We start from the raw sequence: 23,197 nt of genomic DNA on the forward strand, positions 1-23,197 counted from the left end.
TCGTCAGCTGTCGGTCCGGCCGGCGGTCAGCCGGCCAGTCCCGCGGTGAGCAGCTCCACGAAGCCGACGTCCTCGCGGGCCACGCCGAAGACCTCGGCGCGCCGCAGGATCCGCTCGGCCCACGCGCGGTGGGGCTTCACCTCGTTCATCTTGTTCGTGTACGCGGAGCGGAGCACCCCGCCACCGCCGCGTTCCGGCCGCAGGATGTCCTGGGCGTCGCTGAACTCCTCGTGGCTGACCACGGAGAGCGCGTGCACCGGCACCACATGGGTGGGGTGGATGCAGGTCTTGCCGAGCAGTCCGTTGGCGCGGTCGAGTTCGATCTCGCGCAGCAGTCCGTCGAGGTCGTGCTCGATGAGCGCGGTGCGCAGGTCCTCGGCTCGGCCCTCCAGGAAGGGGCTGCGGCGCAATTGTGGCTTGAACATGCGCTCGCCCTGGCGGAAGTACTCCCAGACGGGGCCGGTGATGGTGAAGCCGGTGCCGTCGGAGCGGCCGAGGACGTTGACGACGTCGCCGATGACGGCGGCGACGATCTGGACGTCGTAGGCGGTCATGTCGGGCGTGCGGCGCAGCCCGTAGTGGGAGCAGAAGTCGGTGACGCCGAGGCGGAGCGCGAGGATCCGCTCGCGGTACTTGCCGGTGAGGGCGGCGATGCCGGCCAGGGTCTCGGCCCGGGTCTCCAGGTGGAGCAGTTCGGGGGACTCCAGGACGGGCATGGCGAAGAGCCGGCGGCCGCAGGCGCGCTCGGCGACGGCGAGTGCTTCGAGGAAGCCGCGGCCGCGACTCTCGGTGAACTTGGGCAGTACGAATCCGGACAGCAGCCGGACCGTCTCACCGAGCCGGTCGACGAGGTCGGTGATCTGCCTGGGCTCGCGGACCCGGATGAAGAGCAGGGGCAGGTCGGCGGCGCCGTCGGGGTCCCCGCCGGTGCCGGCTGCGAGCTCGGCGAACTGGTGGACCAGGTTCGCCTCGCCGGTCTCGACCTCGGCGTCGTTGATCGAATCCTCCAGGCAGAGGACCATGGAGACGACGCCGCGGGTGGCCTGCTTGCGGATGTCGGCGGCGAGCCGGGGTCGGGTGGCCGGGCTGTAGAGGGTGGCGCCGAGCGCGGTGGCGAGCGTGGGCGCGGGTGAGTCCGCCGTGAAGGCGGCGGGCTCCTGGTGGAACAATCCGGACCGCGTTGCGGCCGGGATGTGCCCGAAATGACGCATTTTTCTCCCCCGACTGCATGGACGGCCCGGACGACATGTGGCCGGTAATAGTACGTAGGCAAGGGTGTCCATAGTTCCCTGCGGGAGTGAAGTTCAGGTAACTCGTCCGCTTCCGGCCCCCCACGTTGTCCTGGAGGCGGGCGGCCAGGGAAGATGTCCGGCATGACGCACGCGATGCTGAAGGGCTCCAACGTCCCTCTCGACACCGCGGCCGTACGGGCCGTGCTCCGCTGGACACCGGGACCGGGGGTGCCCGACGTGGACGCCTCGGCCCTGCTGCTCGGCGCGGACGGGCGTGTGCGTTCGGACGAGGACTTCGTCTTCTACAACCAGCCGCGGCACCCTTCGGGGCTTGTCCGCCGGCTGGCCAAGAAGCGCGGTCCGGAGGGCCTGACGGACACCGTGGAGGCCGATCTGGGGGCCCTGGAGGCCTCGGTCGACCAGGTGGTGGTCGCGGCCTCCTCGGACGGCGGCTCGTTCCGGGCCGTGACCGATCTGCGGATCCTGCTGTACGACGCGGCGCCGGGCGCGGCGGGCGGCGAGCCGCTCGCGGTGTTCGACGTGTCGGCGGAGACCGGCGAGGAGACCGCGATCATCTGCGGCGAACTGTACCGGCGCGGCGAGGGCTGGAAGTTCCGGGCGGTCGGGCAGGGCTATCCGACCGGTCTGGTCGGGCTCGCGACGGACTTCGGCGTCTCGGTCGACGAAGGGGCGGAAGGGGCGGAGGTCGGTCCGGCCGCCGAGGCCCCGGAGGCCGCGGAGGCCACCGCCCCCGCGAACGACCCGGCGCACGATCCGGACGCGACGATGGTGCACCCGCCGGTCGGCACCGGGTCCGGTGTGACGGCTCCGCCGCCGCCCACGGCGCCCCCGGGCGTACCGCCGCAGCCGGCCACTCCCCCGGCGACGGCACCGGCCCCGGCCCCGGCGTACGGCTATCCGCAGCCGGTCGGCGCCCCGCTGCCGGCCCCGGCGTACGGCTATCCGCACGCGGCGCCCGAGTTCCGGATGCCGCCGATGGGCCCGCAGTTCACCGGCCGCTGACCCGGCACCGCCCAGTGGCTCAGGTCTTGGACTTGTAGCCGCGGCCCCACTGCAGGCCCCAGCCGTACAGCCGGTCGAGCTCGGCCTGGAATCCGTAGACGAAGCGCACCTCGCGCCGGACGACCAGGTCGCCCTTGGTGTTCTCCAGGCTGAAGATCGCGCAGGAGCGGGCCTGCGGGGCGTGCTCGTCGAGTTCGATCTCGATGCGTGGGCCGTTGCTCGGGTAGAGCGTGGCCTTGGCGTGGGTGCGGTCGAAGGCCGGGGTCTGGTCGTAGATGTAGACGAAGAACAGCAGGCGCTTGATCGCGTCGCGGTGGTCGAGGTTGACGAAGATCGTCTCGCCGGACGGGGCACCGAACCGGTCGTCGCCGCTGAGCTTCACGTACGGCGGCTCGTTCAGCGCGCCGAAGAAGCCGCCGAGCGGCTGGACCACGCCCTTGCTGCCGTCGGCCAGCTCGTAGAGGCAGCCGAGGTCGAGGTCGACGTTGACCATGCCCTGGGTGTGCGCCTGCACCTCCTCGGGCTTGAAGAGCCGCAGCGGGTGCCGCAGCAGACTGCTGGAGCTGCGCGGGCGGCCCTCGATGTCGGAGGTGCGCATCCGCCAGGAGAGGTTGACCCGGAGGTTGCCGGTGGCGGCGCCCTGCTGGGTGAGGGAGACGCTGGGGCGGCGGCGGGTCAGGTCGATGGAGCCGGCGGCGGATCCGCCCGCGTCGAACGGCTCCCCCCGGCCGGGAAAGAGATTGTCGAAGAAGCCCACGGCTCCCCACCCCCACAGTCGGTCCCCTACGGTCCACCCCGGCCCGTGCGCACACACGCCGACGGGGCGGCCGGGTGCTCCCGGCCGCCCCGCTTGAAGCGTTCCTCATTCTCGGGGGTGTCACACCCCGAATCGTCCGGGGTGTCACACCCTGGAACGGTCAGGGGTGTCAGACCCCGGACGGCACCTCGGTCTTGTCGTTCGAGGAGTCCGCGTCGCCCTCGGCCGCCGCGAGCGCCCTGTTGCGGCGCACGGAGGACCAGAAGGACCAGGCGATGAGCGCCACGCCGATGCCGCCGGTGACGATCTCGGGGATCTCGTACTGGATGGTGACCATGAGGACCACGGCCAGGGCGCCGATCGCGTAGTGCGCGCCGTGCTCCAGGTAGACGTAGTCGTCGAGGGTGCCCTGGCGGACCAGGTAGACGGTCAGGGACCGCACGTACATGGCGCCGACGCCGAGGCCCAGGGCCATCAGGACGATGTCGTTGGTGATGGCGAAGGCGCCGATGACGCCGTCGAAGGAGAAGGAGGCGTCGAGGACCTCAAGGTAGAGGAACATGAAGAAGGCGGCCTTGCCGGCGAGCTGGACCACCGAGACCTTCTTGCCGGAACGCTTCGCCTCTTCCTCGGCCTCGTGCTCGCGCTCCTCTTCCTCCTCCAGCTTGTTCTCGAAGTAGCCGGAGAGACCGCCGACGACGAGGTACGTGATGAGGCCGGCGATGCCGGAGATCAGCACCGTCTGCGCCTTGTCGACGTGGGCGCCGCCGTGCTGGTGGGCCTGGGTCGCGAAGGTCATCGAGGTGATGAGCAGGACGACGAGGGCGATGCAGACCGACAGCATGTCGACCTTGCCGAGCTTGGCGAGCGGGCGCTCGATCCAGCGCAGCCACTGGATGTCACGGTCCTCGAAGATGAAGTCGAGGAAGATCATCAGCAGGAACATGCCACCGAAGGCGGCGATCGACGGGTGCGCGTCGGTGACCAGTTCCTGGTAGCGGTCGGCGTCGTTGAGCGCGAGGTCGACGGCCTCGATGGGGCCGATCTTGGCACTGATCGCGACGATCACGACGGGGAAGACCAGGCGCATGCCGAAGACGGCGATGAGCACACCGACCGTGAGGAAGATCTTCTGCCAGAAGGCATTCATCTTCTTCAGGATTCCGGCGTTGACCACCGCGTTGTCGAACGAGAGCGAGATCTCGAGGATGCAGAGGATGGCGACGACCCCGAAAGCCTCCCACCCCCCGTAGAGCACCCCGGCCACCAGGCCGAGGGCGGTGATCGCGAACGACCAGCCGAAGGTTTTCAGAATCACTGTCTACCCCATCGTGATATTTACGCGATACTCGCGGCTTTACGAAACGTTGACCCCGAAGTCTAGAGCGATGCCCCGCAGGCCGGACGCGTACCCCTGCCCCACCGCCCGGAACTTCCATTCGCCGTTGTAGCGGTACAGCTCGCCGAAGATCATCGCGGTCTCGCCGGAGGCATCCTCGGAAAGGTCGTACCGGGCGAGTTCCTGCCCGTCGGCCTGGTTCACCACACGGATGAAGGCATTGCTGACCTGGCCGAAGGTCTGGCCGCGATTGTCCGCCTCATGGATGGAGACCGGGAAGATGATCTTGTCGCACTGGACCGGCACCTTGGTGAGGTCGACGATCAGGGACTCGTCGTCGCCCTCGCCCTCGCCGGTCAGGTTGTCACCGGTGTGCTCGACGGAGCCCTCGGGGCTCTTGAGGTTGTTGTAGAACACGAAGTACTCGTCGCCGAGCACCCGCCCCGACTGGCACAGCAGGGCGCTGGCGTCGAGGTCGAAGGGGGCTCCGGTGGTGGAGCGCGCGTCCCAGCCGAGACCCACGAGCACCTGGGTGAGGTTGGGTGCGGCCTTGGAGAGGGAGACATTGCCTCCCTTGGCGAGCGTGACGCCCATGACGATGGTTCCTCCCCTGTCAGGTGTTTCTCTACAGGCACGTCCGGCGCCGCACGAAGTGTGCGGCGCCGGACGATGTCGGGTGCGCGGCTCAGACGTTGACGCCGAAGTCCTGCGCGATGCCGCGCAGGCCGGAGGCGTAGCCCTGGCCGACGGCGCGGAACTTCCACTCGGCACCGTTGCGGTACAGCTCGCCGAAGACCATGGCGGTCTCGGTCGAGGCGTCCTCCGACAGGTCGTAGCGCGCGATCTCGGCGCCGCCGGCCTGGTTCACGACGCGGATGAACGCGTTGCGCACCTGGCCGAAGGACTGCTGGCGGTTTTCGGCGTCGTAGATCGACACCGGGAAGACGATCTTGGCGACATCCGCCGGGACGCCGGCCAGGTTGACCTTGACCTGCTCGTCGTCGCCCTCGCCCTCACCGGTCAGGTTGTCGCCGGTGTGCTCGACGGAGCCGTCCGCGCTCTTCAGGTTGTTGAAGAAGACGAAGTCCTGGTCGTTGCGGACCTTGCCCGCCTCGTTCACCAGGATGGCGCTGGCGTCGAGGTCGAAGTCCGTACCGGTGGTGGTGCGGACGTCCCAGCCCAGACCGACCGTGACGGCGGTCAGGCCCGGGGCCTCCTTGGTCAGCGAGACGTTGCCGCCCTTGCTGAGGCTGACTCCCACGAGTCCCTCCATTGGTTTCAGGGGCAGCGCCCCCAGTCGTGCGTTGTCATCCGATCAACGTGTGGATCCTAGTGACGGGTTCCCCGTCGAAACAGACGTTTCGCCCGAGTGTTGGTCCGGCAGGGCCGTCCGGGGGTCTACGGGGTCCGTCAGAGGGCGGCGAGGGCCTTGGCGTACGCGTCGGCGTCGCGGGCGTCCGGGAGGGCGTTGACGACGGACCAGCGGACGGTGCCGGCCCTGTCGATGACGAAGGTGCCGCGCACCGCGCAGCCCTTGTCCTCGTCGAAGACGCCGTACGCGCGGGAGACCTCGCCGTGCGGCCAGAAGTCGGAGAGCAGCGGGAACTCCAGCTCCTCCTGCTCGCCGAAGACGCGCAGGGTGTGCATGGAGTCGGCGGAGACGGCGAGCAGCTGGGTGTCGTCGTTGACGAACTCGCCGGCCCGCTCGCGCAGGGCGCGCAGCTCGCCGGTGCACACGCCGGTGAAGGCGAAGGGGTAGAAGAACAGCACCACGCGCTTCTCGCCGCGGAAGTCGGAGAGCCGCACGGTGCGGCCGTGGTTGTCCTTCAGCTCGAAGTCGGGGGCCTGTGCGCCGATCTCGATCGCCATCCCGTACGCATCCCTTCGCCGGCGGCCCAGCTTTTGGGCCGAAACGGTGAAACCCACCTTATGGCCGCCGGGTACGAGGACGCGCGGAGCCCCCGCCGGAGGTGCTCCGGCGGGGGCTCCGCGCAGTGTTCGGGGGTGATCAGCGCTTCGGGGTGCCGAGTCGGGTGCCGACCCAGTCCTTGGCGACGCTGATGCTCTTGCTCTGTGTGAGACCAGCGGTCTGCGCGGCATCGTTGATGTCGCTCGGCTCGATGTAGCCGTCGCGGCCCGTCTTCGGGGTCAGCAGCCAGATCTGGCCGCCGTCCTCAAGGAAGCCGATGGCGTCCACCAGGGCGTCGGTCAGGTCACCGTCCTCGTCGCGGAACCACAGCAGCACGGCGTCGGCGACGTCGTCGTAGTCCTCGTCCACGAGTTCCTGGCCGATAAGGGACTCGATGCCTTCACGGAGATCGAAGTCGACGTCGTCGTCGTAGCCGATCTCCTGGACCACCTGTCCGGGCTCGAACCCCAGCCTCGCTGCCGGGTTGGTCCGCTCCTCCGCGTGGTCCGCGGTCGCGCTCACGGCTTGCCTCCTGCTCATGTATCGGAAAATGCCTCACCACGCGCGGGCGCGCGGCGCTGGCCGTAGTCCACACGTGCCGGGGCGGATCGCGCAAGTACCCGGCCGATGAGACCGCCGAAACGGTGACGTTTGGGGCCGTCTCGCCGCAACTTCCGGCGAACACCCGTCGCGCTCCGTGACGAGTCCTGCACGCTTCGTCCCGCAATGTGGGTCTCTGCGGCTTCAGTCTGCCGAACGTATTGCCGGAACGCATGCGCGGGATGGGCGTAAGGTTGCGATTTGACCGGACTGGAACGTCCTTGGTACCCCACGAGGATTACCGCTCGGTAAAGATGACGTTTGCCTTCGGCGGGGTACACGATGAGCATCCTGGCCTCTGCGGGGTCTTCGGTCCCCCTGGGCTCCACCGACCAGCGAAGGAACAGCGTGGCTTCCGCATCCGATCGCAACCCGATCATCATTGGCGGCCTTCCCAGCCAGGTCCCGGATTTCGACCCCGAAGAGACCCGGGAATGGCTGGACTCCCTGGACGCCGCCGTCGACGAGCGGGGCCGGGAGCGGGCCCGCTACCTCATGCTGCGGCTGATCGAGCGGGCCCGCGAGAAGCGGGTCGCCGTGCCGGAGATGCGCAGCACGGACTACGTGAACACCATCGCCACCCGGGACGAGCCCTTCTTCCCGGGCAACGAGGAGATCGAGCGCAAGGTCCTCAACGCCACCCGGTGGAACGCGGCCGTGATGGTCTCGCGCGCCCAGCGCCCGGGGATCGGCGTCGGGGGCCACATCGCGACCTTCGCGTCCTCCGCCTCCCTCTACGACGTGGGCTTCAACCACTTCTTCCGCGGCAAGGACGAGGGCGACGGCGGCGACCAGATCTTCTTCCAGGGGCATGCCTCCCCCGGCATCTACGCCCGCGCCTATCTCCTGGACCGGCTGAACGAGACCCAGCTCGACGCCTTCCGCCAGGAGAAGTCGAAGTTCCCGAACGGTCTGTCGTCCTATCCGCACCCGCGGCTGATGCCGGACTTCTGGGAGTTCCCGACCGTGTCGATGGGCCTCGGCCCGCTCGGCGCGATCTACCAGGCCCGGATGAACCGTTACATGGAGGCGCGCGGCATCGCCGACACCTCCGCGTCGCACGTGTGGGCCTTCCTCGGCGACGGCGAGATGGACGAGCCGGAGTCGCTGGGCCAGCTGACCCTGGCGGCCCGGGAGAACCTCGACAACCTGACCTTCGTCGTCAACTGCAACCTGCAGCGCCTCGACGGCCCGGTGCGCGGCAACGGCAAGGTCATCCAGGAGCTGGAGTCGGTCTTCCGCGGCGCCGGCTGGAACGTCATCAAGCTGATCTGGGACCGCTCCTGGGACCCGCTGCTCGCGCAGGACCGGGACGGCATCCTGGTCAACAGGATGAACACGACGCCGGACGGGCAGTTCCAGACGTACGCGACGGAGACCGGCGCCTACATCCGCGAGCACTTCTTCGGCGACGACCAGCGGCTGCGGGCCATGGTCGAGGGCATGTCCGACGACCAGATCCTGCACCTGGGCCGCGGCGGTCACGACCACAAGAAGATCTTCGCGGCCTTCTCCGCGGCCAAGGCCCACAAGGGCCAGCCGACGGTGATCCTCGCCAAGACCGTCAAGGGCTGGACGCTGGGCCCCAACTTCGAGGGCCGCAACGCCACCCACCAGATGAAGAAGCTGACGGTCGACGACCTGAAGCGGTTCCGCGACCGGCTGCACATCCCGATCACGGACAAGCAGCTGGAGGAGGGCCTGCCGCCCTACTACCACCCGGGCCGGAACTCCGAGGAGATCCAGTACATGCACGACCGCCGCAAGGCGCTCGGCGGGTACGTGCCCACCCGTGTGGTCCGCGCCAAGCCGCTCGTCCTGCCGGACGACAAGGCCTACGCGGCGGTGAAGAAGGGCTCCGGGCAGCAGCAGATCGCCACCACGATGGCCTTCGTACGGCTGCTGAAGGACCTGATGCGGGACAAGGAGATCGGCCGCCGCTTCGTGCTGATCGCGCCGGACGAGTACCGCACCTTCGGCATGGACTCCTTCTTCCCGAGCGCCAAGATCTACAACCCGCTCGGCCAGCAGTACGAGGCGGTGGACCGCGAACTGCTGCTCGCCTACAAGGAGTCGCCGACCGGCCAGATGCTGCACGACGGCATCTCCGAGGCGGGCTGCACCGCCTCGCTGATCGCCGCCGGCTCGGCCTACGCCACGCACGGCGAACCGCTCATCCCGGTGTACGTCTTCTACTCGATGTTCGGTTTCCAGCGCACCGGCGACCAGTTCTGGCAGATGGCCGACCAGCTGGCCCGCGGGTTCGTGCTCGGCGCCACCGCCGGCCGCACCACGCTGACCGGCGAGGGCCTCCAGCACGCCGACGGCCACTCCCACCTCCTCGCCTCCACGAATCCGGGCTGTGTCGCCTACGACCCGGCCTTCGGCTTCGAGATCGCGCACATCGTCAAGGACGGTCTGCGCCGGATGTACGGCCCCGAGTCCGAGGACGTCTTCTACTACCTGACGGTCTACAACGAGCCGATCCAGCACCCGGCCGAGCCGGAGGACGTGGACGTCGAGGGCATCCTCAAGGGCATCCACCTCTACAAGCGCGGCGAGTCCGGCGCGGTCCCGGCGCAGATCATGGCCTCCGGCGTGGGCGTGCCGTGGGCCCTGGAGGCGCAGCGGATCCTCGCCGAGGACTGGAACGTCCGCGCCGACGTCTGGTCCGCCACGTCCTGGAACGAGCTGCGCCGCGAGGCCGTGGCCGTCGAGGAGCACAACATGCTCCACCCGGACGAGGAGCAGCGCGTGCCGTGGGTGACGCGCAAGCTGCAGAACGCCCAGGGCCCGTTCGTGGCGGTCTCCGACTGGATGCGCTCGGTGCCGGACCAGATCTCCCGGTGGGTGCCGGGCCGCTACACCTCGCTCGGCGCGGACGGCTTCGGCTTCGCGGACACCCGCGGCGCGGCCCGCCGCTTCTTCCACATCGACGCCCAGTCGATCGTGCTCGCGGTGCTGACCGAGCTGGCCCGGGACGGCAAGGTGGACCGCTCGGCCCTGAAGCAGGCCGTGGACCGCTACCGGCTCCTCGACGTCGCGTCGGCCGACCCCGGCACCGCGGGCGGCGACGCGTAGCCGGGCAGCAGTCCGAGCGGTGGTCGTACCCGCGCGCGCGGGTGCGTCGTGGCTGGTCGGAGGGTGGCCCGTGCCCCTGAGGGGGTGCGGGCCTGCCTACGATGCCCGGCATGAAGGAACGCTGGGAACGCCACACCCAAACGCCGCTGCTGGTGCTCGCGGTGGCGTTCGGGATCGCCTACGCCGTCCCGATCGTCGCCCCGGACGCCGACGCCTGGGTGCACCAGTGGTGCTCCCATGTGGAGTGGGCGGTGTGGGGCGCGTTCGCCCTGGACTATCTGGTGCGGCTGGCGCTCGCCCCGGACCGGTGGGCCTTCGTGCGCGGGCATCTGCTCGATCTGCTCGCGGTGATACTGCCGATGGTGCAGCCGCTGCGGCTGCTCAGGGTGGTCTCCACGCTCCTCCTGGTGGGCCGGCGGGCCCGGATGGCCCCGCAGATAACGCTCACCACCTATGTGGCGGGCGCCGTGGTCGGACTGATGATGTTCGGCTCGCTGGCCGTGCTGCACGTGGAGCGGAACGCCCCGAACGGCAACATCAAGACCCTGGGCGACGCGGTCTGGTGGTCCTTCACCACGATGACCACGGTCGGCTACGGCGACCACGCCCCGACCACGGGCCTGGGCCGGGTGCTCGCGGTGGGCCTGATGCTGTCCGGGATCGCCCTGCTCGGTGTGGTCACCGCGAACATCGCCGCCTGGTTCATCTCCCGCTTCGACCGGGACGACGAGGCCGACCGCCGGCAGACCGAGCTCCTGGAGGCGCTGACCTCCGAGGTGCGGGCGCTGCGGGCCGAGGTCGCGCGCCTCTCGCCCCCGCAGCCGGCGGACCCGGCCCCGGACCTGAAATCGGCCCCAGACCTGGACGCTCCTGACGTTCCGCTGCCTACCGCTCCCAGATCTTGAAGGCCCGCACCTGGTAGGGCGACTGGGGCACCCACACCCCCTTCCCCGGATAGGTCTCGAACTCCCCGGTCTCCGCGCACTCCGCGGACTGGTACGTCGTGACCGGCCGCCCGGTCCTGTTCGCCAGGGACTGGGCACTGGTCCCGGCCGGCAGGGCGGTGCAGCTCTCGATGTCGACCGCGGTCAGCTCGTGCGCCTGGGCCCTGCCCTTGAAGTCGGCCTTGGGCCACAGGCACAGCTGGCCGGGCCCGCAGGCGCCGAGCGCGGTGCCGGCACGGGTACCGGTGCCGGTGCCGGTGCCGGTGCCGCTCGGTGCGGCCGCCTGGGCCGGGATCGCGAGCAGGGCGGTGAGCAGGACTCCGGCGACGAGCAACGTCTTCGTATACATGCAGGTGAACCCCCGTTTCGTAACTCTCTGTAATCAAGAGCATGGCGGAGGGTCCGCGGACATGGAAGAGGGGCCGCCCCCGTTCACGCGAACGGGTGACGGCCCCCTACGGGAACCCCTAGATGTGGGCCGCTCCCGCGCCCGCCTCCGCGTTCTCACCGCGCTTGGTGAGGGTGGCGACGAGGGCCGCGACGACGGCGACGACACCGGCGACGGTGAAGGCAAGGCCCATGCCGTCCAGGAAGGTGTCATGGATGACCTTGCCGATGGTCTGGACGGCCTCGGGCGTCATGCCCGGCGCCTTGGCCAGCTCCGGCGGCACCATGCCGAACTCGGCGGCCTGCTCCAGGCGCGGATCGGCGGGCCCGGGCAGATGGGCGGCGGTCCAGTTCTCGCCGAACGAGCTCGACACCTTGGAGGACATGACGGCGCCCAGCACCGCCGTACCGAGCGCGCCGCCGACCTGCATCGCGGCCTGCTGCAGACCGCCGGCCACGCCGGAGAGCTCCAGCGGCGCGTTGCCGACGATCACCTCGGTGGCGCCGACCATGACCGGGGCCAGGCCCAGGCCGAGCAGCGCGAACCACAGGGACATCGCGAGCTTCCCCGTACCGGCGTCGAGGGTGAGCATGCCGAACATCGCCACCGCGGTGCAGACCATGCCGCCGACCAGCGGGACCCGCGGACCGAACCTGGTGATCAGCAGGCCGGCCAGCGGCGAGGAGACGATCATCATGCCGGTCAGCGGCAGCAGGGCCACACCGCTGTCGACCGGCTTGAGCCCCTGCACGCCCTGGAGGTAGAAGGTCACGAAGAACAGGCCGCCCATGAAGGCGAAGGCCATCAGGACCATGAGGACCACACCGGCCGACAGCGGCACGGAGCGGAACATCTTCAGCGGGATCAGCGGCTCGCGGACCTTGGTCTCCCAGACCGCGAAGACCACGAAGAGCAGCACGGCGCCGAGCAGGCAGCCCCAGGTCTTGACGTCGCTCCAGCCCCAGGACTCGCCGGCCTTGATGATGCCCCAGATCAGGGCGCCCATCGCGGCGGAGAGCAGCACGATGCCGGGGAGGTCGAAGGAGCGCGGCGCGTTCTCGGCGCGGTGGTCCTTGAGGATCAGCAGGCCGAGGACGAGGGCGAGGACGCCGACCGGCACGTTGATGAAGAAGACGTACTGCCAGTCGGCCTGCTCGACGAGCACACCGCCGAGGATCGGGCCGCCGGCCGTCGAGGCTCCGATGACCATGCCCCAGATGCCGATGGCCATGTTGAGCTTCTCGGCCGGGAAGGTGGCGCGCAGCAGACCGAGCGCGGCCGGCATGAGCAGCGCGCCGAAGAGGCCCTGGAGCACACGGAAGGCGATCACGAGCCCGATCGAGCCCGACAGGCCGATCGCGCCGGAGGCGGCGGCGAAGCCCGCGATGCCGATGACGAAGGTCTGCCGGTGCCCGAAGCGGTCACCGAGCTTGCCGGCGGTGATCAGCGCGACGGCGAGCGCGAGCAGATAGCCGTTGGTGATCCACTGGACCTGCGCCAGGCTGGCGTTCAGGTCCTCCTTGATGGCCGGGTTGGCGATGGCGACGATCGTGCCGTCGAGCGCGACCATCATCACGCCGGCCGCGACGCTGAACAGCGTCAGCCATGGGTGACCGCGCAGTCCCTTCACCGGGGCCCCGTCCGGGGTCCGGCCGCCACCCCCCTGACCCTGCGGGGTCTTTTCCATGGTGATCTGACTAGTCATGCGGGCAGGCTAATGACAGTCACTGACAATTGACAAAGCGATTCACACGACGGTAACTGTCACGTACCTCACAGGTAGCCTGGCCCGGAAGAAGTGGCGGAAAGAGGATCGACACGTGACCACCGCGCCCGGCCTGCGCGAGCGCAAGAAGCAGCGCACCCGCGACGCGCTGATCCGGGCCGCCCTGGAGCTCTTCACCACCCAGGGGTACGAGCGGACCACCGTCGACGAGATCGCCGAAGCCGTCGAGGTCTCCCAGCGCACCTTCTTCCGCTACTTCGCCACCAAGGAGGACGCGGCCCTCGCCGTCCAGCAGATGGTGGAGGAGCGTTACGTCCGCGCGCTCGGCGAACGCCCGCCCGAGGAGGGCCCCTTCGACGCGATGCGCAACGCGGTCCTGGGCGCCTGGGACGCCATCGGCGAGGCGATCGAGGAGGTCGTCCCGGTCGAGCTCTACATCCGCGCCTACCACCTCATCGAGTCCACGCCCGCGCTGTTCGCCGCCCATCTGCGCCGTTCCGCCGAGATCGAGGAGCGGATCGCCCGGCTGATCGCCGAGCGCGAGGGCCTGGACGTGGACGAGGACCCGCGGCCCCGGATCGCCACCGCCGCCTTCGGCGGGGTCATGCGGGTCACCGGCCGCCTCTGGGGACGCGGCGAGGAGGAGACCCTGGAGTCGATCCGCGCCCTGACCGAGCGCTACCTCGACCAGCTCGGCGCCGCCCTCGCCCCGCGCTGGCGCGCCTGAGCCCACACGCGCCTGAGCCCGCCAGCCACCCGCGCCCCGCCCGTACGCCCCTCTCCTACGTACGCCGTACGCCCCAGCCCCACACCCCCCGCACCGCACGCCCCTACCCGTGCGTCGCGTACGCCTCCGCGCACGTACCGTCACCGCACACCCCTCTCCCGCCGTGATCCGCGTCACTCGCGGCACGGGCGCCCTCCGGCGCCCCCTAGGGTGGCGGCCAATGTCTTCCTTCGACTCCTCCCCCACCCTCACCGTCTGGCGGATGCTGCTCGCGCTCGCCGTGGTGTTCGTGCTCCTCGCGACGACCGGGTGGACCACGATCCGGCATCAGCGCACGCCAGGACCGACCCGGGAGGAGGCGCTCGCCGCGTGGACGCACGGCCGGATCGGCGGCCGCGCGCTGCCGGACCCGGCGTCCCCGGCCCGAACGATCGCCGCGTTCTTCGCCGCCGTCGGGCCCGCCCGGGGCGCCGCGCTCGCCGACACCCACCCGCTCGTCGTGGGCAACCTCAACGGCGCGCCCGTCACCCTGCGCTACCGCGCCAACCGGGTCTCGCTGGCCCGGGCGCTCGACGCCGAGCGGGGCAGGGTCGACGACCCGCGGCTCACCGCCGACGGGCGGCACGAGGCGCTGCGCCGGGTGCACCGCTTCACCAGTCTGATGCGGCCCGGCCGGCAGATCCTCGCCTTCGACCCGACGGGTACGGGGCGGACCGCCGAGGTGCTCGGCGACCTGACGCGGGCCCGCCGGGTGTCGGTGATCGTGCCGGGCGTCGACACCAATCTGCTGACCTTCCAGAAGACCGCCCGCCGCTACTCCGCGCCCGCCGGCATGGCCGAATCCCTGTACGCCGCCGAGCGCCGGGCCGATCCACGCGCGCGTACCGCCGTCATCGCCTGGGCCGACTACACCGCCCCGGTGGGCGTGGGCGTCGAGGCCGCGATCGGCCGGCTCGCCGCGAACGGCGCGGTGCGGCTCGTCGACCTGACGACGGCGCTGCCGGGCGACTCGCGCGTCACCCTCTTCTGCCACAGTTACGGCTCCGTGCTGTGCGGGGTGGCCGCGGACCGGCTGCCCGCCCGGGTCACCGACGTGGTGGTGGCCGGCAGCCCCGGCATGCGGGCCGAGCGGGCCGAGGACCTGCGCACCCGGGCCCGGGTCTGGGCCATGCGGGACGCCGACGACTGGATCGCGGACGTGCCCCACCTGGAGCTCGGCGGGGTCGGGCACGGCACCGATCCGGTGGCCCCGGAGTTCGGCGCGCGGCTGCTCTCGGCGGCCGGTGCGGCCGGGCACACCGGCTATTTCGAGCCGGGTACGAGCAGCCTGGCGAACTTCGCCGCGCTGGGCGTCGGCGCGTACGGCGCGCTGACCTGCGCGAGCGCCGACAGCGCTTGTCTCGACGGAATCTTCGGCGGGACACCCGCCTGACGCGCGTAGATCACGGCGGATTTACGGTGGTTGCGAAGGGGCGACGTCGGGGCATACGCCGCATACGATGAGGCGTATGGGTGATGTGCTGGCCGGAATTCATGCCACCTGGGAGTTCGAGAACGACGCAGTCGTCATCCGCTTCGAACGGGGGATCCGCACGCCGAAGCTCCTCAACGCGCTGCGCGAGCGGCGCGTTCCGCACGAGGCGCTGGCTTCGGTGACGCTCGCCCCGGGCAAGCGGGGCACCGTCGTGCTGCACGCGCAGCCGCGGCCCGGCGCCGATCCGCTGATGGAGGCGGCGGCCGGGCAGCTGAAGGACGGCAGCGATCCGTACCGCCTCGTCCTGCCCGCCGAGCGGGAGACCCTCGCCGAGTACTACCGCGACGAGCTGCGCGCCGCGATCGCGCCGTACCGGGACCTGGGTCCGGCGGACGGCTTCCTGGTGGCGGCGCCCGAGGGGCCGCAGTCCTTCAAGGCGTACGACGGGAAGGCGAGCTTCGACGGGAAGGGCGAGATCGGCTTCCGCTGGTTCTGGACCGGGGCGTCCTCGGAGAAGTGGAAGGCCGGCGACCAGACCTTCCGGGTACGGGAGCTGAGCGGGGTCGAGTGGCGCTCGCCGGAGATCATGGACGGCTATCTGCGCCTGGTGCGCCGGGACGGCCACGACAGCCGCCCCGTGCAGCCCGACCACGACCCGGCCTCCGTCGTCTTCGGTCTCGGTTACGGGCCGGTGTACGAGTCCCTGCCCTTCGCCGCGTCCGTCCTGGCCGCGATCCGCGGCGCGTCCGAGCGGGAACGGGTGCCGGCGGTCGCGGCGCGGCCACGGGATCCGGCCGGGGTCGCAGAAAGGATCCGCCACCTCGGTGAGCTGCATCAGGCCGGGCTTGTGACGGACGAGGAGTTCTCCGCGAAGAAGGCGGAGCTGCTCGCGGAGCTGTAGTCGGGGAGCTGTGGTCGGGGAGCTGTGGTCGGGGAGCTGTGGTCGCGGGCAGCCTCCTGAAGGACCAGGTCGACGGCCCGCCGGCCCCGTCCTCGTACCCCGGTATGACCCCGCGCCCCGCACCCCGGTATGACGTACCGGCCCGGGCCCGCTGCCTACCCTGGGCGGGCCATGAAGGACGAAGAGAAGCGGCGACTGCCGCGCATGCCACGACCGACCGGAGCCGGGAACGAAGGCGGGACCGGGTCCGAAGCCGGGGTCCGGGCCCGCAGGCTGCTCATGAGCCTCGGGACCGCCCTGACGACGCCCACCGGCCCCGGCGAGGCGCTGCTCGCGCGCGCCGCCTCGCCCTGGGCGCGATGGGCGCCGTACGCGATCGCGCTCGCCCTCGTCGCGGCCCTGCTGCCCGTCACGATCGTCGTGCTCGTGAACGACTACCACGTCAACGGGCCCATCGCGGGGGCGCTCGCCACCGCGCAGGCCACGCCGCTGCTGCTCGCCGTGTCCCGGCCGCTGCAGGCCTGGTGGGTGATCTTCACGGCGGACGTGGTGGGCGGCTTCGTCGTGCTGATCGCCGACAACTACCGCGAACTGCCCTGGCCGTGGACGCCCATGGTGGTGATCGGCTACCTCTTCCTGATGCTCGCCCTCGGTCTGCGCGAGTCCCGGCGCGCGCTGCTCGGCGTGTGGCTGATGACCGGTGTCGCCGGCGCCGTCTTCGAGGCGGTCGCCCCGAACCAGCCGGGCGACGGCGTCGTCGTGCTGCTCTTCGTGCTCAGCGGGATCGTGCTGCTGCTCACCTCGGCCCTGCGCGGGCGCGGCGAGGCGGAGCGCCGGCTCGTCGAGCAGGAGACCATCAGCGAGGCCGAACGGGCCCGCCGGACCCTCCTGGAGGAGCGCGCCCGGATCGCCCGTGAGCTGCACGACGTGGTCGCCCACCACATGTCGGTGATCACCGTGCAGGCGGACTCCGCGCCGTACCGCATCCCGGGCCTGCCGGACGCGGCCGTCGAGGAGTTCGCGTCGATCGCGGGCGGGGCGCGCGAGTCGCTGGCCGAGATGCGGCGGCTGCTCGCGGTGCTGCGCAGCGAGGGCACGGAGGGCGAGCGGGCGCCGCAGCCCGGGCTCGACCGGTTGCAGCAGTTGGTGGAGGCGACGGTACGGGCCGGGGTGCCGGCCGAACTGGCGCTCGCCGCGGAGCTGGGCGAGGTGCCGCAGGCGGTCGACCTCTCCGCGTACCGCATCGTGCAGGAGGCCCTCGCCAACGTGGTGCGGCACGCGCCGGGCGCGCCCACCCGGGTGTCGGTGCGCGCCGACGACGCGGGCGACTGGCTGACCGTGCTCGTCGTCAACGGCCCGGCCGCGGAGCCGGCTTCGCCGGTCGAGCGCGGCACGGGCACCGGTCACGGGCTCGTCGGGATGCGGGAGCGCGTACGGTTGACCGGCGGCTCGCTCGACACCGGGCCGCTGCCGGACGGGGGCTTCCGGGTCGCCGCCCGGCTGCCGCTGACCGAGCAGCCGACGGCCGGGCGACCCCCGGCCGGAACCCCGCTCACCGGCTCGACCGGCACCGCCACCGGCTCCGCCGATTCGACCGACACCGCCAGCACCACCAATACCACCGGCACCACCGACTCGAAGGGCGCTCCGTGACCATCCGCGTGATCATCGTCGACGACCAGGCCATGGTGCGGGCGGGGTTCGCCGCCCTGCTCGCGGCGCAGAGCGACATCGACGTGGTCGGCGAGGCGCCGGACGGGCGGCAGGGCGTGGAGGTGGCCCGCTCGACGCATCCGGACGTGGTCCTGATGGACGTGCGGATGCCGGAGATGGACGGGCTCGCGGCGGCCCGCGAGATCCTCGACCCGCCCGCGGGGGTGGTGCACCGGCCGAAGGTGCTGATGCTCACCACCTTCGACGTGGACGACTACGTGTACGAGGCGCTGCGCGCCGGCGCCTCCGGCTTCCTCCTGAAGGACGCGCCGCCGGCCGATCTGATCGCTGCGGTACGGGTGGTCGCGGCCGGCGACGCGCTGCTCGCGCCGTCCGTGACCAAGCGCCTGATCGCCGACTTCGCCGCGAGCCGGCCCGCGCCGCGCGCCGACCGGGCGGCGCTGCGGCTCAACGGCCTCACCCCGCGCGAGACGGAGGTCCTTGAGCTCATCGCCCGGGGCCTGTCGAACCAGGAGATCGCCGACCATCTGGTCCTGGCGGAGCAGACGGTGAAGACCCACATCGGGCGGGTGCTCGCCAAGCTGGACCTGCGCGACCGGGCGCAGGCGGTGATCTTCGCGTACGAGTCGGGCCTGGTCACACCCGGCGCGCCCTAGCGAACTACGGCCCGCCCCCGGGGGTTTCCCCCACCCCCGGTCTCGGGCCGGCCCCTCGTCCCGCCCCTACCCCGGTATCAGTTCGGGGTTGGCGCCCCGGTGTGACGTCCGGTCACCCACTCCGTTCCTACCTTCCTCTCGCCAACGACAAGCGAGAGGAAGGGCCGTCGCATGCGCCGCTTCACGAGGACCCTGGTCGCCGCCGCGCTCACCGTGACGGTGGTGGCCGGGACCGCCGGCTGGGCGTCCGGGAACAGCCAGCAGCCCGTCACCGGCGCGCCGGCCGGCACCGGGGCCTGGCGGGCCGCCGGCCTTCCCGACCCGCAGGGCATGACGCCCGTTCAGGTCGCGGACTTCTTCCTGGGGTTGGGCCGGGAGCGGCAGCAGGAGCTCGTACGGTCCCACCCGGGCGTGGTCGGGAACCTGGACGGCGCCCCGCTCGCCCTGCGCTACCAGGCCAACGCCCTGGTGTCGGGTGGGCGTTGGGCCGGGCAGCAGGTCCTCGCGTACGACCCGAGGGGGCGCGGGCAGGCCGTGCTCGTGTACGGGGACCTGGCGCGGGCCGCGCACGTGGCCGTGGTCGTACCGGGGTCGGACACCGACGCCGGGCATCTCGACGGTCTGGTGCGCAAGGCGACGGCGCTGCGCGGGGCGGCGGGTGCGCGGACCGCCGTCGTCGCCTGGGCCGGCTACACCACTCCCGTAGGGGTCGGCCTGGACGCCGCCTCCGGGGAGCTGGCCGAGGCCGGCGCGGCCCGGCTCACCGGTTTCCTGGCCGGGCTGCGCACGGTCAACGCGGCCGAGCCCGCGCTGTTCTGCCACAGCTACGGCTCGGTGGTGTGCGGGCTCGCCGCCCACGAGATCAAGGCCAAGGACCTGGTCGCGGTCGCCTCCCCCGGGATGCGCGCCGACGACGTGGCCGCCCTGAACACCGGCGCCCGGGTGTGGGCCGCGAAGGATCCGACGGACTGGATCGACCGGGTGCCGAACGTCTCGTTCGCGGGCCTCGGGCACGGCACCGACCCGACCGACCCCGGCTTCGGCGCCCGGATCGTGCCCGCGGGTGACGCCGACGGCCATGACGGCTACTTCGCGCCCGGCACCGCCTCCCTCCGTACCTTCGCCGCGATCGCCCGGGGTGACGTCCGATGAAGACGCTGAAGCCGATGAAGACCCTGCGCTCGATGCACCGGATGGCCGCGACGATCGAGGCCCGCACCCCCGCCCACCGCGACCGCGCGATCGACGGGGTGCGCGCCCTCGCCCTGCTCGCCGTGCCCACCGGGCACTGGCTGCTCGGCGGCTTCACGCGCTCCGCCGACGGCGCGATCCACAACGCCAGCCCGCTCTCCGCCTTCGGCGGCCTGGCGCCGGTCAGCTGGATCCTCCAGATGCTGGGCATCTTCTTCCTGGTCGGCGGCTACGCCTCCGTCCTCTCCTTCCGCCGCCACCAGGGCTCCACGCGCGCGTGGCTGGGCGGCCGGATCGCCCGGCTCGGCCGGCCGGTGCTCGGGGTGACCGCCGTCTGGGCGGCGCTGCTGCCGCTGCTGCACTACGGCCTCGGGGTGCCGTCCGACACCCTGCGGACGGCGTCCACGCTGGTCGTCCAGCCGCTGTGGTTCGTGGGCGTGTACGTGGTCGTCACCGCGCTCACCCCGTACTGCGTGCGCGCCGCCCGGCGGCTCGGCGCGTGGGCCGCGGCCCCGCTGCTCGGCTCGGTGGCCGTCGTCGACCTCCTGCGCTACGGCCCGTACGCCGACGCGATGCCGTCCTGGCTGAGCGTGCTCAACATCCTGCCCGGCTGGCTGTTCGCGTATCAGCTCGGCGTCTCGTGGGGCGAGGGCCGGGTCGGCCGCCGGCACGCGTGGGGGCTGCTGCTGGGCGGGGCCGCGCTGTTCGCCGCGCTGCTCGTCTGGTTCGGCTACCCGGCCTCGATGGTCGGCGTCCCCGGCGAGGCCCGCACCAACTCCCACCCGCCGTCCCTCCTGGTGCTCGCCCTCGCCGCCGCGCAGAGCGGCGCCGCGATCCTGCTGCGCGAGCGCTTCGGGCGGCTCCTGAAGCGGCCGGCGCTGTGGGCGCCGGTGGTCGTGATCAACCTGTCGGCGATGACGATCCTGTGCTGGCACCAGACGGCCATGCTCGCCGCCGCGATCCCCACCGCCTCGTACGCGGGCGAGCTCACCGGCCTGGTCGGCGCGCCCGACTCGGTGACCTGGATCCTGGCGCGGCTCGCCTGGATGCCGGTCTTCGCGGGCCTGCTGGTCCTGATCGGGCGGTACGCACGGGGCTTCGAGTCCCCGTGGACCCGCACCGGCACGGTCCGGCGGGCGGTCGCGGGCGTCCTGGCGGCGGGCTTCGCGGTCTTCGCGCTGGGCCTGGCGTGACCCCCACGGGCCGCACGCCAGGACCGCGGCGGGCGTCAGGCCTCCCGGGCCGCCGAGGTGGAGCGCATGTCCGGGTAGCGGTCGCCGGTGACCAGGGCGGCGATGGGCTCCAGGGCGGCGAGGTCGGCGGCCGAGAGCTTGATCCGGGTGGCGGCGGCGTTCTCCAGGAGGCGGGTGCGCTTGCGGGTGCCGGGGATGGGGACGACGGTGAGGCCGTGGACGGCGGGCCGGTGGTGGAGCCAGGCCAGGGCGATCTGGGCCGGCGTGGCGTCGTGCTCGGCCGCGATCGCGCGGAGGGGTTCGAGCAGGGCCGCGTTGCGCTCGGCGTTCTCGCCGGTGAAGCGCGGCTGGCTGCGCCGGAAGTCGCCTTCCGCGAGCTCCTTTCCGGCATCCGCGAAGGAACCGGTGAGGAAGCCGCGGCCGAGCGGCGAGTACGGCACGAAGGTCACGCCGAGCTCGGCGGCCGCGCCGACCGCGCTGTGCTCCACGTCGCGGGAGAACAGCGACCACTCCGACTGGAGGGCGGCGATCGGGTGGACGGCGTACGCCTCGCGCAGCTCCGGGCCGGTCACCTCGCTGAGACCGAGCTGCCGGACCTTGCCCTCCTTGACCAGCTCGGCCATGGTGCCGACGGATTCGGCGAACGGCACGGCCGGGTCGCGGCGGTGCATGTAGTAGAGGTCGATGGTCTCGACGCCGAGGCGGCGCAGGCTGCCCTCGACGCTCTTGCGGATGTAGGCGGGGTCGTTGTTGATGCCCCGGTACGTGGGGTCGTCGACGCGCCGCTCCAGGGCGAACTTGGTGGCGAGGACGATCTCGTCGCGGTGCGCGGCGACGAACGGCGCGAGGAACTCCTCGTTGGCGCCGTGCCCGTACGCGTCGGCCGTGTCGATCAGGGTGACGCCGGCCTCCAGGGCCGCTTCCAGGGTGTCGCGGGCGGCGGCCTCGTCGGTGTCGCCGTAGAACTCGCTGATGCCCATCGCGCCGAAGCCCTGCACACCGGTCTCGGGGCCGTCCGGGCCGCCGAGGCGGACGGTGTCGATCTTGCCGTTCAGTGTGGTCATGACGGGGTTCCTCCGCAGACGGTGCCGTAGTGGTCGATCTTGAGGTCGAGCACGGCGAGGGCGTCCTGGAGTTCGGCGATCCGGGTGACGACGTCGTCCCGGGTGGCCTCCAGGAGGGCGCGCCGCTGGTCGTGGGTGTGGGCGCCCTCGCGCACCAGCTCCGCGTAGCGCACCATGTCGGCGACGGCCATGCCGGTGAGCCGCAGCTTGCCGACGAAGGCGAGCCAGTCCAGGTCGCGCCGGCCGAAGCGGCGCTGCCCGGTGTGGGACCGGTCGACGTGCGGCATGAGGCCGATCCGCTCGTACCAGCGCAGGGTGTGCGCGGTGAGACCGGTGAGGGCCGCGACCTCGCTGATGGTGAACCGCTCCTGTGCGACGGGGGCGGCCGCCGTGTCCGTGCTCGTGCTCTCGATCACGCTCATGACCTCCACGCTAAAAGGTTGGAGTGCACTCGAAGCAAGTAGGCTCGGCTGCATGCAGAGCAGCTTGCCCAGCCTGGCGTCGATCGAGAACTGGCCCGTCCCGCACGCGGCGGCCGCCGTGGTCCGCGCGGACGGCACCCTGGCCGGGTCCCACGGCCCCACCGACCGGCGTTTCCCGCTCGCCTCCGTCACCAAGCCGCTCGCGGCGTACGCGGTGCTCGTGGCGTACGAGGAGGGGGCGATCGACCTCGACGAGCCGGCCGGGCCGGAGGGCGCGACCGTACGGCATCTGCTCGCGCACACCTCCGGGCTCGCGTTCGACGAGAACCGGGTGACGGCGGCCCCCGGCACCCGCCGGATCTACTCCAACACCGGCTTCGAGGCGCTCGGCGACCATGTCGCCAAGGCGACGGACATCCCCTTCGCCGAGTATCTGCACCAGGCCGTCCTGGAGCCGCTCGGCATGACGGCCACGACCCTGGACGGCTCGCCCGCCAAGGACGGGGTGTCGACCGTCGACGACCTGGTGCGCTTCGCCGCCGAGGTGCAGGCGCCGCGGCTGCTCGACCCGCGCACGGTCCTGGACGCGATGACCGTCACGTACCCCGGTCTGACCGGAATCCTGCCCGGCTACGGACATCAGCGGCCCAACGACTGGGGCCTCGGCTTCGAGATCCGCGACGGCAAGGCCCCGCATTGGACCGGCGCCACCTCCTCGCCGCGCGCCTTCGGCCACTTCGGCCAGTCGGGCACCTTCCTCTGGATCGACCCGGAGGCGGGCGCGGCGTGCGTGGCGCTGACGGACCGCGCCTTCGGCCCGTGGGCGATCGAGGCCTGGCCCCCGTTCACGGACGCGGTCCTCGCGGACCTGCGGGCGCGAGCTTGAAGACCGGTCC

Annotated in this window: 22 protein-coding genes; 11 read left to right on the forward strand and 11 right to left on the reverse strand. The window is 71.6% G+C overall.

Features of this window, described 5'->3' with window-relative positions; genetic code table 11:
* Positions 1–26: 26 nt before the first annotated feature.
* Positions 27–1,211, reverse strand: a complete 1,185-nt coding sequence (locus JAO84_RS10480; protein WP_370412489.1) for an HpcH/HpaI aldolase/citrate lyase family protein — start codon at positions 1,209–1,211, stop codon at positions 27–29.
* 153 nt (positions 1,212–1,364) lie between these two features.
* On the opposite strand from JAO84_RS10480, the gene JAO84_RS10485 reads away from it, so the two are divergent.
* Positions 1,365–2,255, forward strand: a complete 891-nt coding sequence (locus JAO84_RS10485; RefSeq protein WP_370412491.1) for a TerD family protein — start codon at positions 1,365–1,367, stop codon at positions 2,253–2,255.
* Between the two features lie 19 nt (positions 2,256–2,274).
* Here JAO84_RS10485 and JAO84_RS10490 read toward each other — a convergent pair whose 3' ends face one another.
* From JAO84_RS10490 to JAO84_RS10515, 6 genes are all read right to left on the reverse strand, one after another.
* Positions 2,275–3,012, reverse strand: a complete 738-nt coding sequence (locus tag JAO84_RS10490; RefSeq protein WP_265862083.1) for a Tellurium resistance — start codon at positions 3,010–3,012, stop codon at positions 2,275–2,277.
* Between the two features lie 169 nt (positions 3,013–3,181).
* The gene (locus tag JAO84_RS10495) at positions 3,182–4,330 is read right to left on the reverse strand and encodes a DUF475 domain-containing protein (RefSeq protein ID WP_370412493.1); all 1,149 of its coding nucleotides are present in this window, start codon (positions 4,328–4,330) and stop codon (positions 3,182–3,184) included.
* Positions 4,331–4,369: 39 nt separating this feature from the next.
* A complete protein-coding gene (locus tag JAO84_RS10500; protein ID WP_265862086.1) occupies positions 4,370–4,945 on the reverse strand; it encodes a TerD family protein in 576 nt (191 codons plus the stop codon).
* A 91-nt stretch (positions 4,946–5,036) separates the two neighbouring features.
* A complete protein-coding gene (locus tag JAO84_RS10505; RefSeq protein ID WP_265862087.1) occupies positions 5,037–5,612 on the reverse strand; it encodes a TerD family protein in 576 nt (191 codons plus the stop codon).
* Positions 5,613–5,761: 149 nt separating this feature from the next.
* Positions 5,762–6,220: a peroxiredoxin gene (locus JAO84_RS10510; protein ID WP_370412496.1), complete on the reverse strand. Its 459-nt coding sequence runs from the start codon at positions 6,218–6,220 to the stop codon at positions 5,762–5,764.
* A 139-nt stretch (positions 6,221–6,359) separates the two neighbouring features.
* Positions 6,360–6,782, reverse strand: a complete 423-nt coding sequence (locus tag JAO84_RS10515) for a DUF3052 domain-containing protein (protein WP_265862089.1) — start codon at positions 6,780–6,782, stop codon at positions 6,360–6,362.
* A 426-nt stretch (positions 6,783–7,208) separates the two neighbouring features.
* Between JAO84_RS10515 and aceE the strand changes: the two genes are divergently transcribed.
* Positions 7,209–9,941, forward strand: coding sequence for a pyruvate dehydrogenase (acetyl-transferring), homodimeric type (gene aceE / locus JAO84_RS10520; protein WP_370412498.1), 2,733 nt, complete (start codon positions 7,209–7,211; stop codon positions 9,939–9,941).
* A gap of 101 nt (positions 9,942–10,042) precedes the next feature.
* The gene (locus tag JAO84_RS10525; RefSeq protein WP_370412500.1) at positions 10,043–10,846 is read left to right on the forward strand and encodes a potassium channel family protein; all 804 of its coding nucleotides are present in this window, start codon (positions 10,043–10,045) and stop codon (positions 10,844–10,846) included.
* Here JAO84_RS10525 and JAO84_RS10530 read toward each other — a convergent pair.
* Both JAO84_RS10530 and JAO84_RS10535 read right to left on the reverse strand, forming a co-directional pair.
* A complete protein-coding gene (locus JAO84_RS10530) occupies positions 10,827–11,234 on the reverse strand; it encodes a peptidase inhibitor family I36 protein (protein WP_370412502.1) in 408 nt (135 codons plus the stop codon). The two genes, JAO84_RS10525 and JAO84_RS10530, sit on opposite strands and share 20 nt — an antisense overlap.
* Positions 11,235–11,352: 118 nt before the next feature.
* Positions 11,353–12,960: an MFS transporter gene (locus tag JAO84_RS10535; protein ID WP_370416710.1), complete on the reverse strand. Its 1,608-nt coding sequence runs from the start codon at positions 12,958–12,960 to the stop codon at positions 11,353–11,355.
* A gap of 133 nt (positions 12,961–13,093) precedes the next feature.
* Between JAO84_RS10535 and JAO84_RS10540 the strand changes: the two genes are divergently transcribed.
* The 7 genes from JAO84_RS10540 to JAO84_RS10570 all read left to right on the forward strand — a co-directional run bounded on the left by JAO84_RS10540 (position 13,094) and on the right by JAO84_RS10570 (position 20,815).
* On the forward strand, positions 13,094–13,726 hold the full coding sequence (locus JAO84_RS10540) for a TetR family transcriptional regulator (protein WP_370412504.1): 633 nt from the start codon (positions 13,094–13,096) through the stop codon (positions 13,724–13,726).
* A gap of 220 nt (positions 13,727–13,946) precedes the next feature.
* Positions 13,947–15,158, forward strand: a complete 1,212-nt coding sequence (locus tag JAO84_RS10545) for an alpha/beta hydrolase (protein WP_370412506.1) — start codon at positions 13,947–13,949, stop codon at positions 15,156–15,158.
* 76 nt (positions 15,159–15,234) lie between these two features.
* Complete coding sequence (locus tag JAO84_RS10550; RefSeq protein WP_370412508.1) at positions 15,235–16,101, forward strand: DUF4429 domain-containing protein; 867 nt, start codon at positions 15,235–15,237, stop codon at positions 16,099–16,101.
* Positions 16,102–16,305: 204 nt separating this feature from the next.
* The gene (locus JAO84_RS10555; protein WP_370416711.1) at positions 16,306–17,754 is read left to right on the forward strand and encodes a sensor histidine kinase; all 1,449 of its coding nucleotides are present in this window, start codon (positions 16,306–16,308) and stop codon (positions 17,752–17,754) included.
* A complete protein-coding gene (locus JAO84_RS10560; RefSeq protein ID WP_370412510.1) occupies positions 17,751–18,431 on the forward strand; it encodes a response regulator in 681 nt (226 codons plus the stop codon). The genes JAO84_RS10555 and JAO84_RS10560 overlap by 4 nt, the downstream gene beginning before the upstream one ends.
* Positions 18,432–18,602: 171 nt before the next feature.
* Positions 18,603–19,583, forward strand: a complete 981-nt coding sequence (locus JAO84_RS10565; protein ID WP_370412512.1) for an alpha/beta hydrolase — start codon at positions 18,603–18,605, stop codon at positions 19,581–19,583.
* 14 nt (positions 19,584–19,597) lie between these two features.
* Complete coding sequence (locus JAO84_RS10570; RefSeq protein ID WP_370416712.1) at positions 19,598–20,815, forward strand: acyltransferase; 1,218 nt, start codon at positions 19,598–19,600, stop codon at positions 20,813–20,815.
* Between the two features lie 35 nt (positions 20,816–20,850).
* Here the strand turns inward: JAO84_RS10570 and JAO84_RS10575 are convergent, their stop codons facing one another.
* Both JAO84_RS10575 and JAO84_RS10580 read right to left on the reverse strand, forming a co-directional pair.
* Positions 20,851–21,879, reverse strand: coding sequence for an aldo/keto reductase (locus tag JAO84_RS10575; protein ID WP_370412514.1), 1,029 nt, complete (start codon positions 21,877–21,879; stop codon positions 20,851–20,853).
* The gene (locus JAO84_RS10580; RefSeq protein WP_370412516.1) at positions 21,876–22,301 is read right to left on the reverse strand and encodes a MerR family transcriptional regulator; all 426 of its coding nucleotides are present in this window, start codon (positions 22,299–22,301) and stop codon (positions 21,876–21,878) included. Before JAO84_RS10580 ends, JAO84_RS10575 begins: the two co-directional genes overlap by 4 nt.
* 52 nt (positions 22,302–22,353) lie before the next feature.
* On the opposite strand from JAO84_RS10580, the gene JAO84_RS10585 reads away from it, so the two are divergent.
* On the forward strand, positions 22,354–23,187 hold the full coding sequence (locus JAO84_RS10585) for a serine hydrolase domain-containing protein (protein ID WP_370412518.1): 834 nt from the start codon (positions 22,354–22,356) through the stop codon (positions 23,185–23,187).
* The last annotated feature ends 10 nt before the right edge of the window (positions 23,188–23,197 follow it).

Source organism: Streptomyces fradiae (genome assembly GCF_041270065.1).
GTDB lineage: Bacteria > Actinomycetota > Actinomycetes > Streptomycetales > Streptomycetaceae > Streptomyces.

What these genes read in the sequence shown, in the direction of transcription:
- JAO84_RS10480 (WP_370412489.1), bottom strand. Translation starts at nt 1,211, where the DNA reads ATGCGTCATTTCGGGCACATCCCGGCCGCAACGCGGTCCGGATTGTTC.
- JAO84_RS10485 (WP_370412491.1), top strand. Translation starts at nt 1,365, where the DNA reads ATGTCCGGCATGACGCACGCGATGCTGAAGGGCTCCAACGTCCCTCTC.
- JAO84_RS10500 (WP_265862086.1), bottom strand. Translation starts at nt 4,945, where the DNA reads ATGGGCGTCACGCTCGCCAAGGGAGGCAATGTCTCCCTCTCCAAGGCC.
- JAO84_RS10510 (WP_370412496.1), bottom strand. Translation starts at nt 6,220, where the DNA reads ATGGCGATCGAGATCGGCGCACAGGCCCCCGACTTCGAGCTGAAGGAC.
- JAO84_RS10525 (WP_370412500.1), top strand. Translation starts at nt 10,043, where the DNA reads ATGCCCGGCATGAAGGAACGCTGGGAACGCCACACCCAAACGCCGCTG.
- JAO84_RS10530 (WP_370412502.1), bottom strand. Translation starts at nt 11,234, where the DNA reads ATGTATACGAAGACGTTGCTCGTCGCCGGAGTCCTGCTCACCGCCCTG.
- JAO84_RS10535 (WP_370416710.1), bottom strand. Translation starts at nt 12,960, where the DNA reads ATGGAAAAGACCCCGCAGGGTCAGGGGGGTGGCGGCCGGACCCCGGAC.
- JAO84_RS10545 (WP_370412506.1), top strand. Translation starts at nt 13,947, where the DNA reads ATGTCTTCCTTCGACTCCTCCCCCACCCTCACCGTCTGGCGGATGCTG.
- JAO84_RS10550 (WP_370412508.1), top strand. Translation starts at nt 15,235, where the DNA reads ATGGGTGATGTGCTGGCCGGAATTCATGCCACCTGGGAGTTCGAGAAC.
- JAO84_RS10555 (WP_370416711.1), top strand. Translation starts at nt 16,306, where the DNA reads ATGCCACGACCGACCGGAGCCGGGAACGAAGGCGGGACCGGGTCCGAA.
- JAO84_RS10565 (WP_370412512.1), top strand. Translation starts at nt 18,603, where the DNA reads ATGCGCCGCTTCACGAGGACCCTGGTCGCCGCCGCGCTCACCGTGACG.
- JAO84_RS10570 (WP_370416712.1), top strand. Translation starts at nt 19,598, where the DNA reads ATGAAGACCCTGCGCTCGATGCACCGGATGGCCGCGACGATCGAGGCC.
- JAO84_RS10575 (WP_370412514.1), bottom strand. Translation starts at nt 21,879, where the DNA reads ATGACCACACTGAACGGCAAGATCGACACCGTCCGCCTCGGCGGCCCG.
- JAO84_RS10580 (WP_370412516.1), bottom strand. Translation starts at nt 22,301, where the DNA reads ATGAGCGTGATCGAGAGCACGAGCACGGACACGGCGGCCGCCCCCGTC.
- JAO84_RS10585 (WP_370412518.1), top strand. Translation starts at nt 22,354, where the DNA reads ATGCAGAGCAGCTTGCCCAGCCTGGCGTCGATCGAGAACTGGCCCGTC.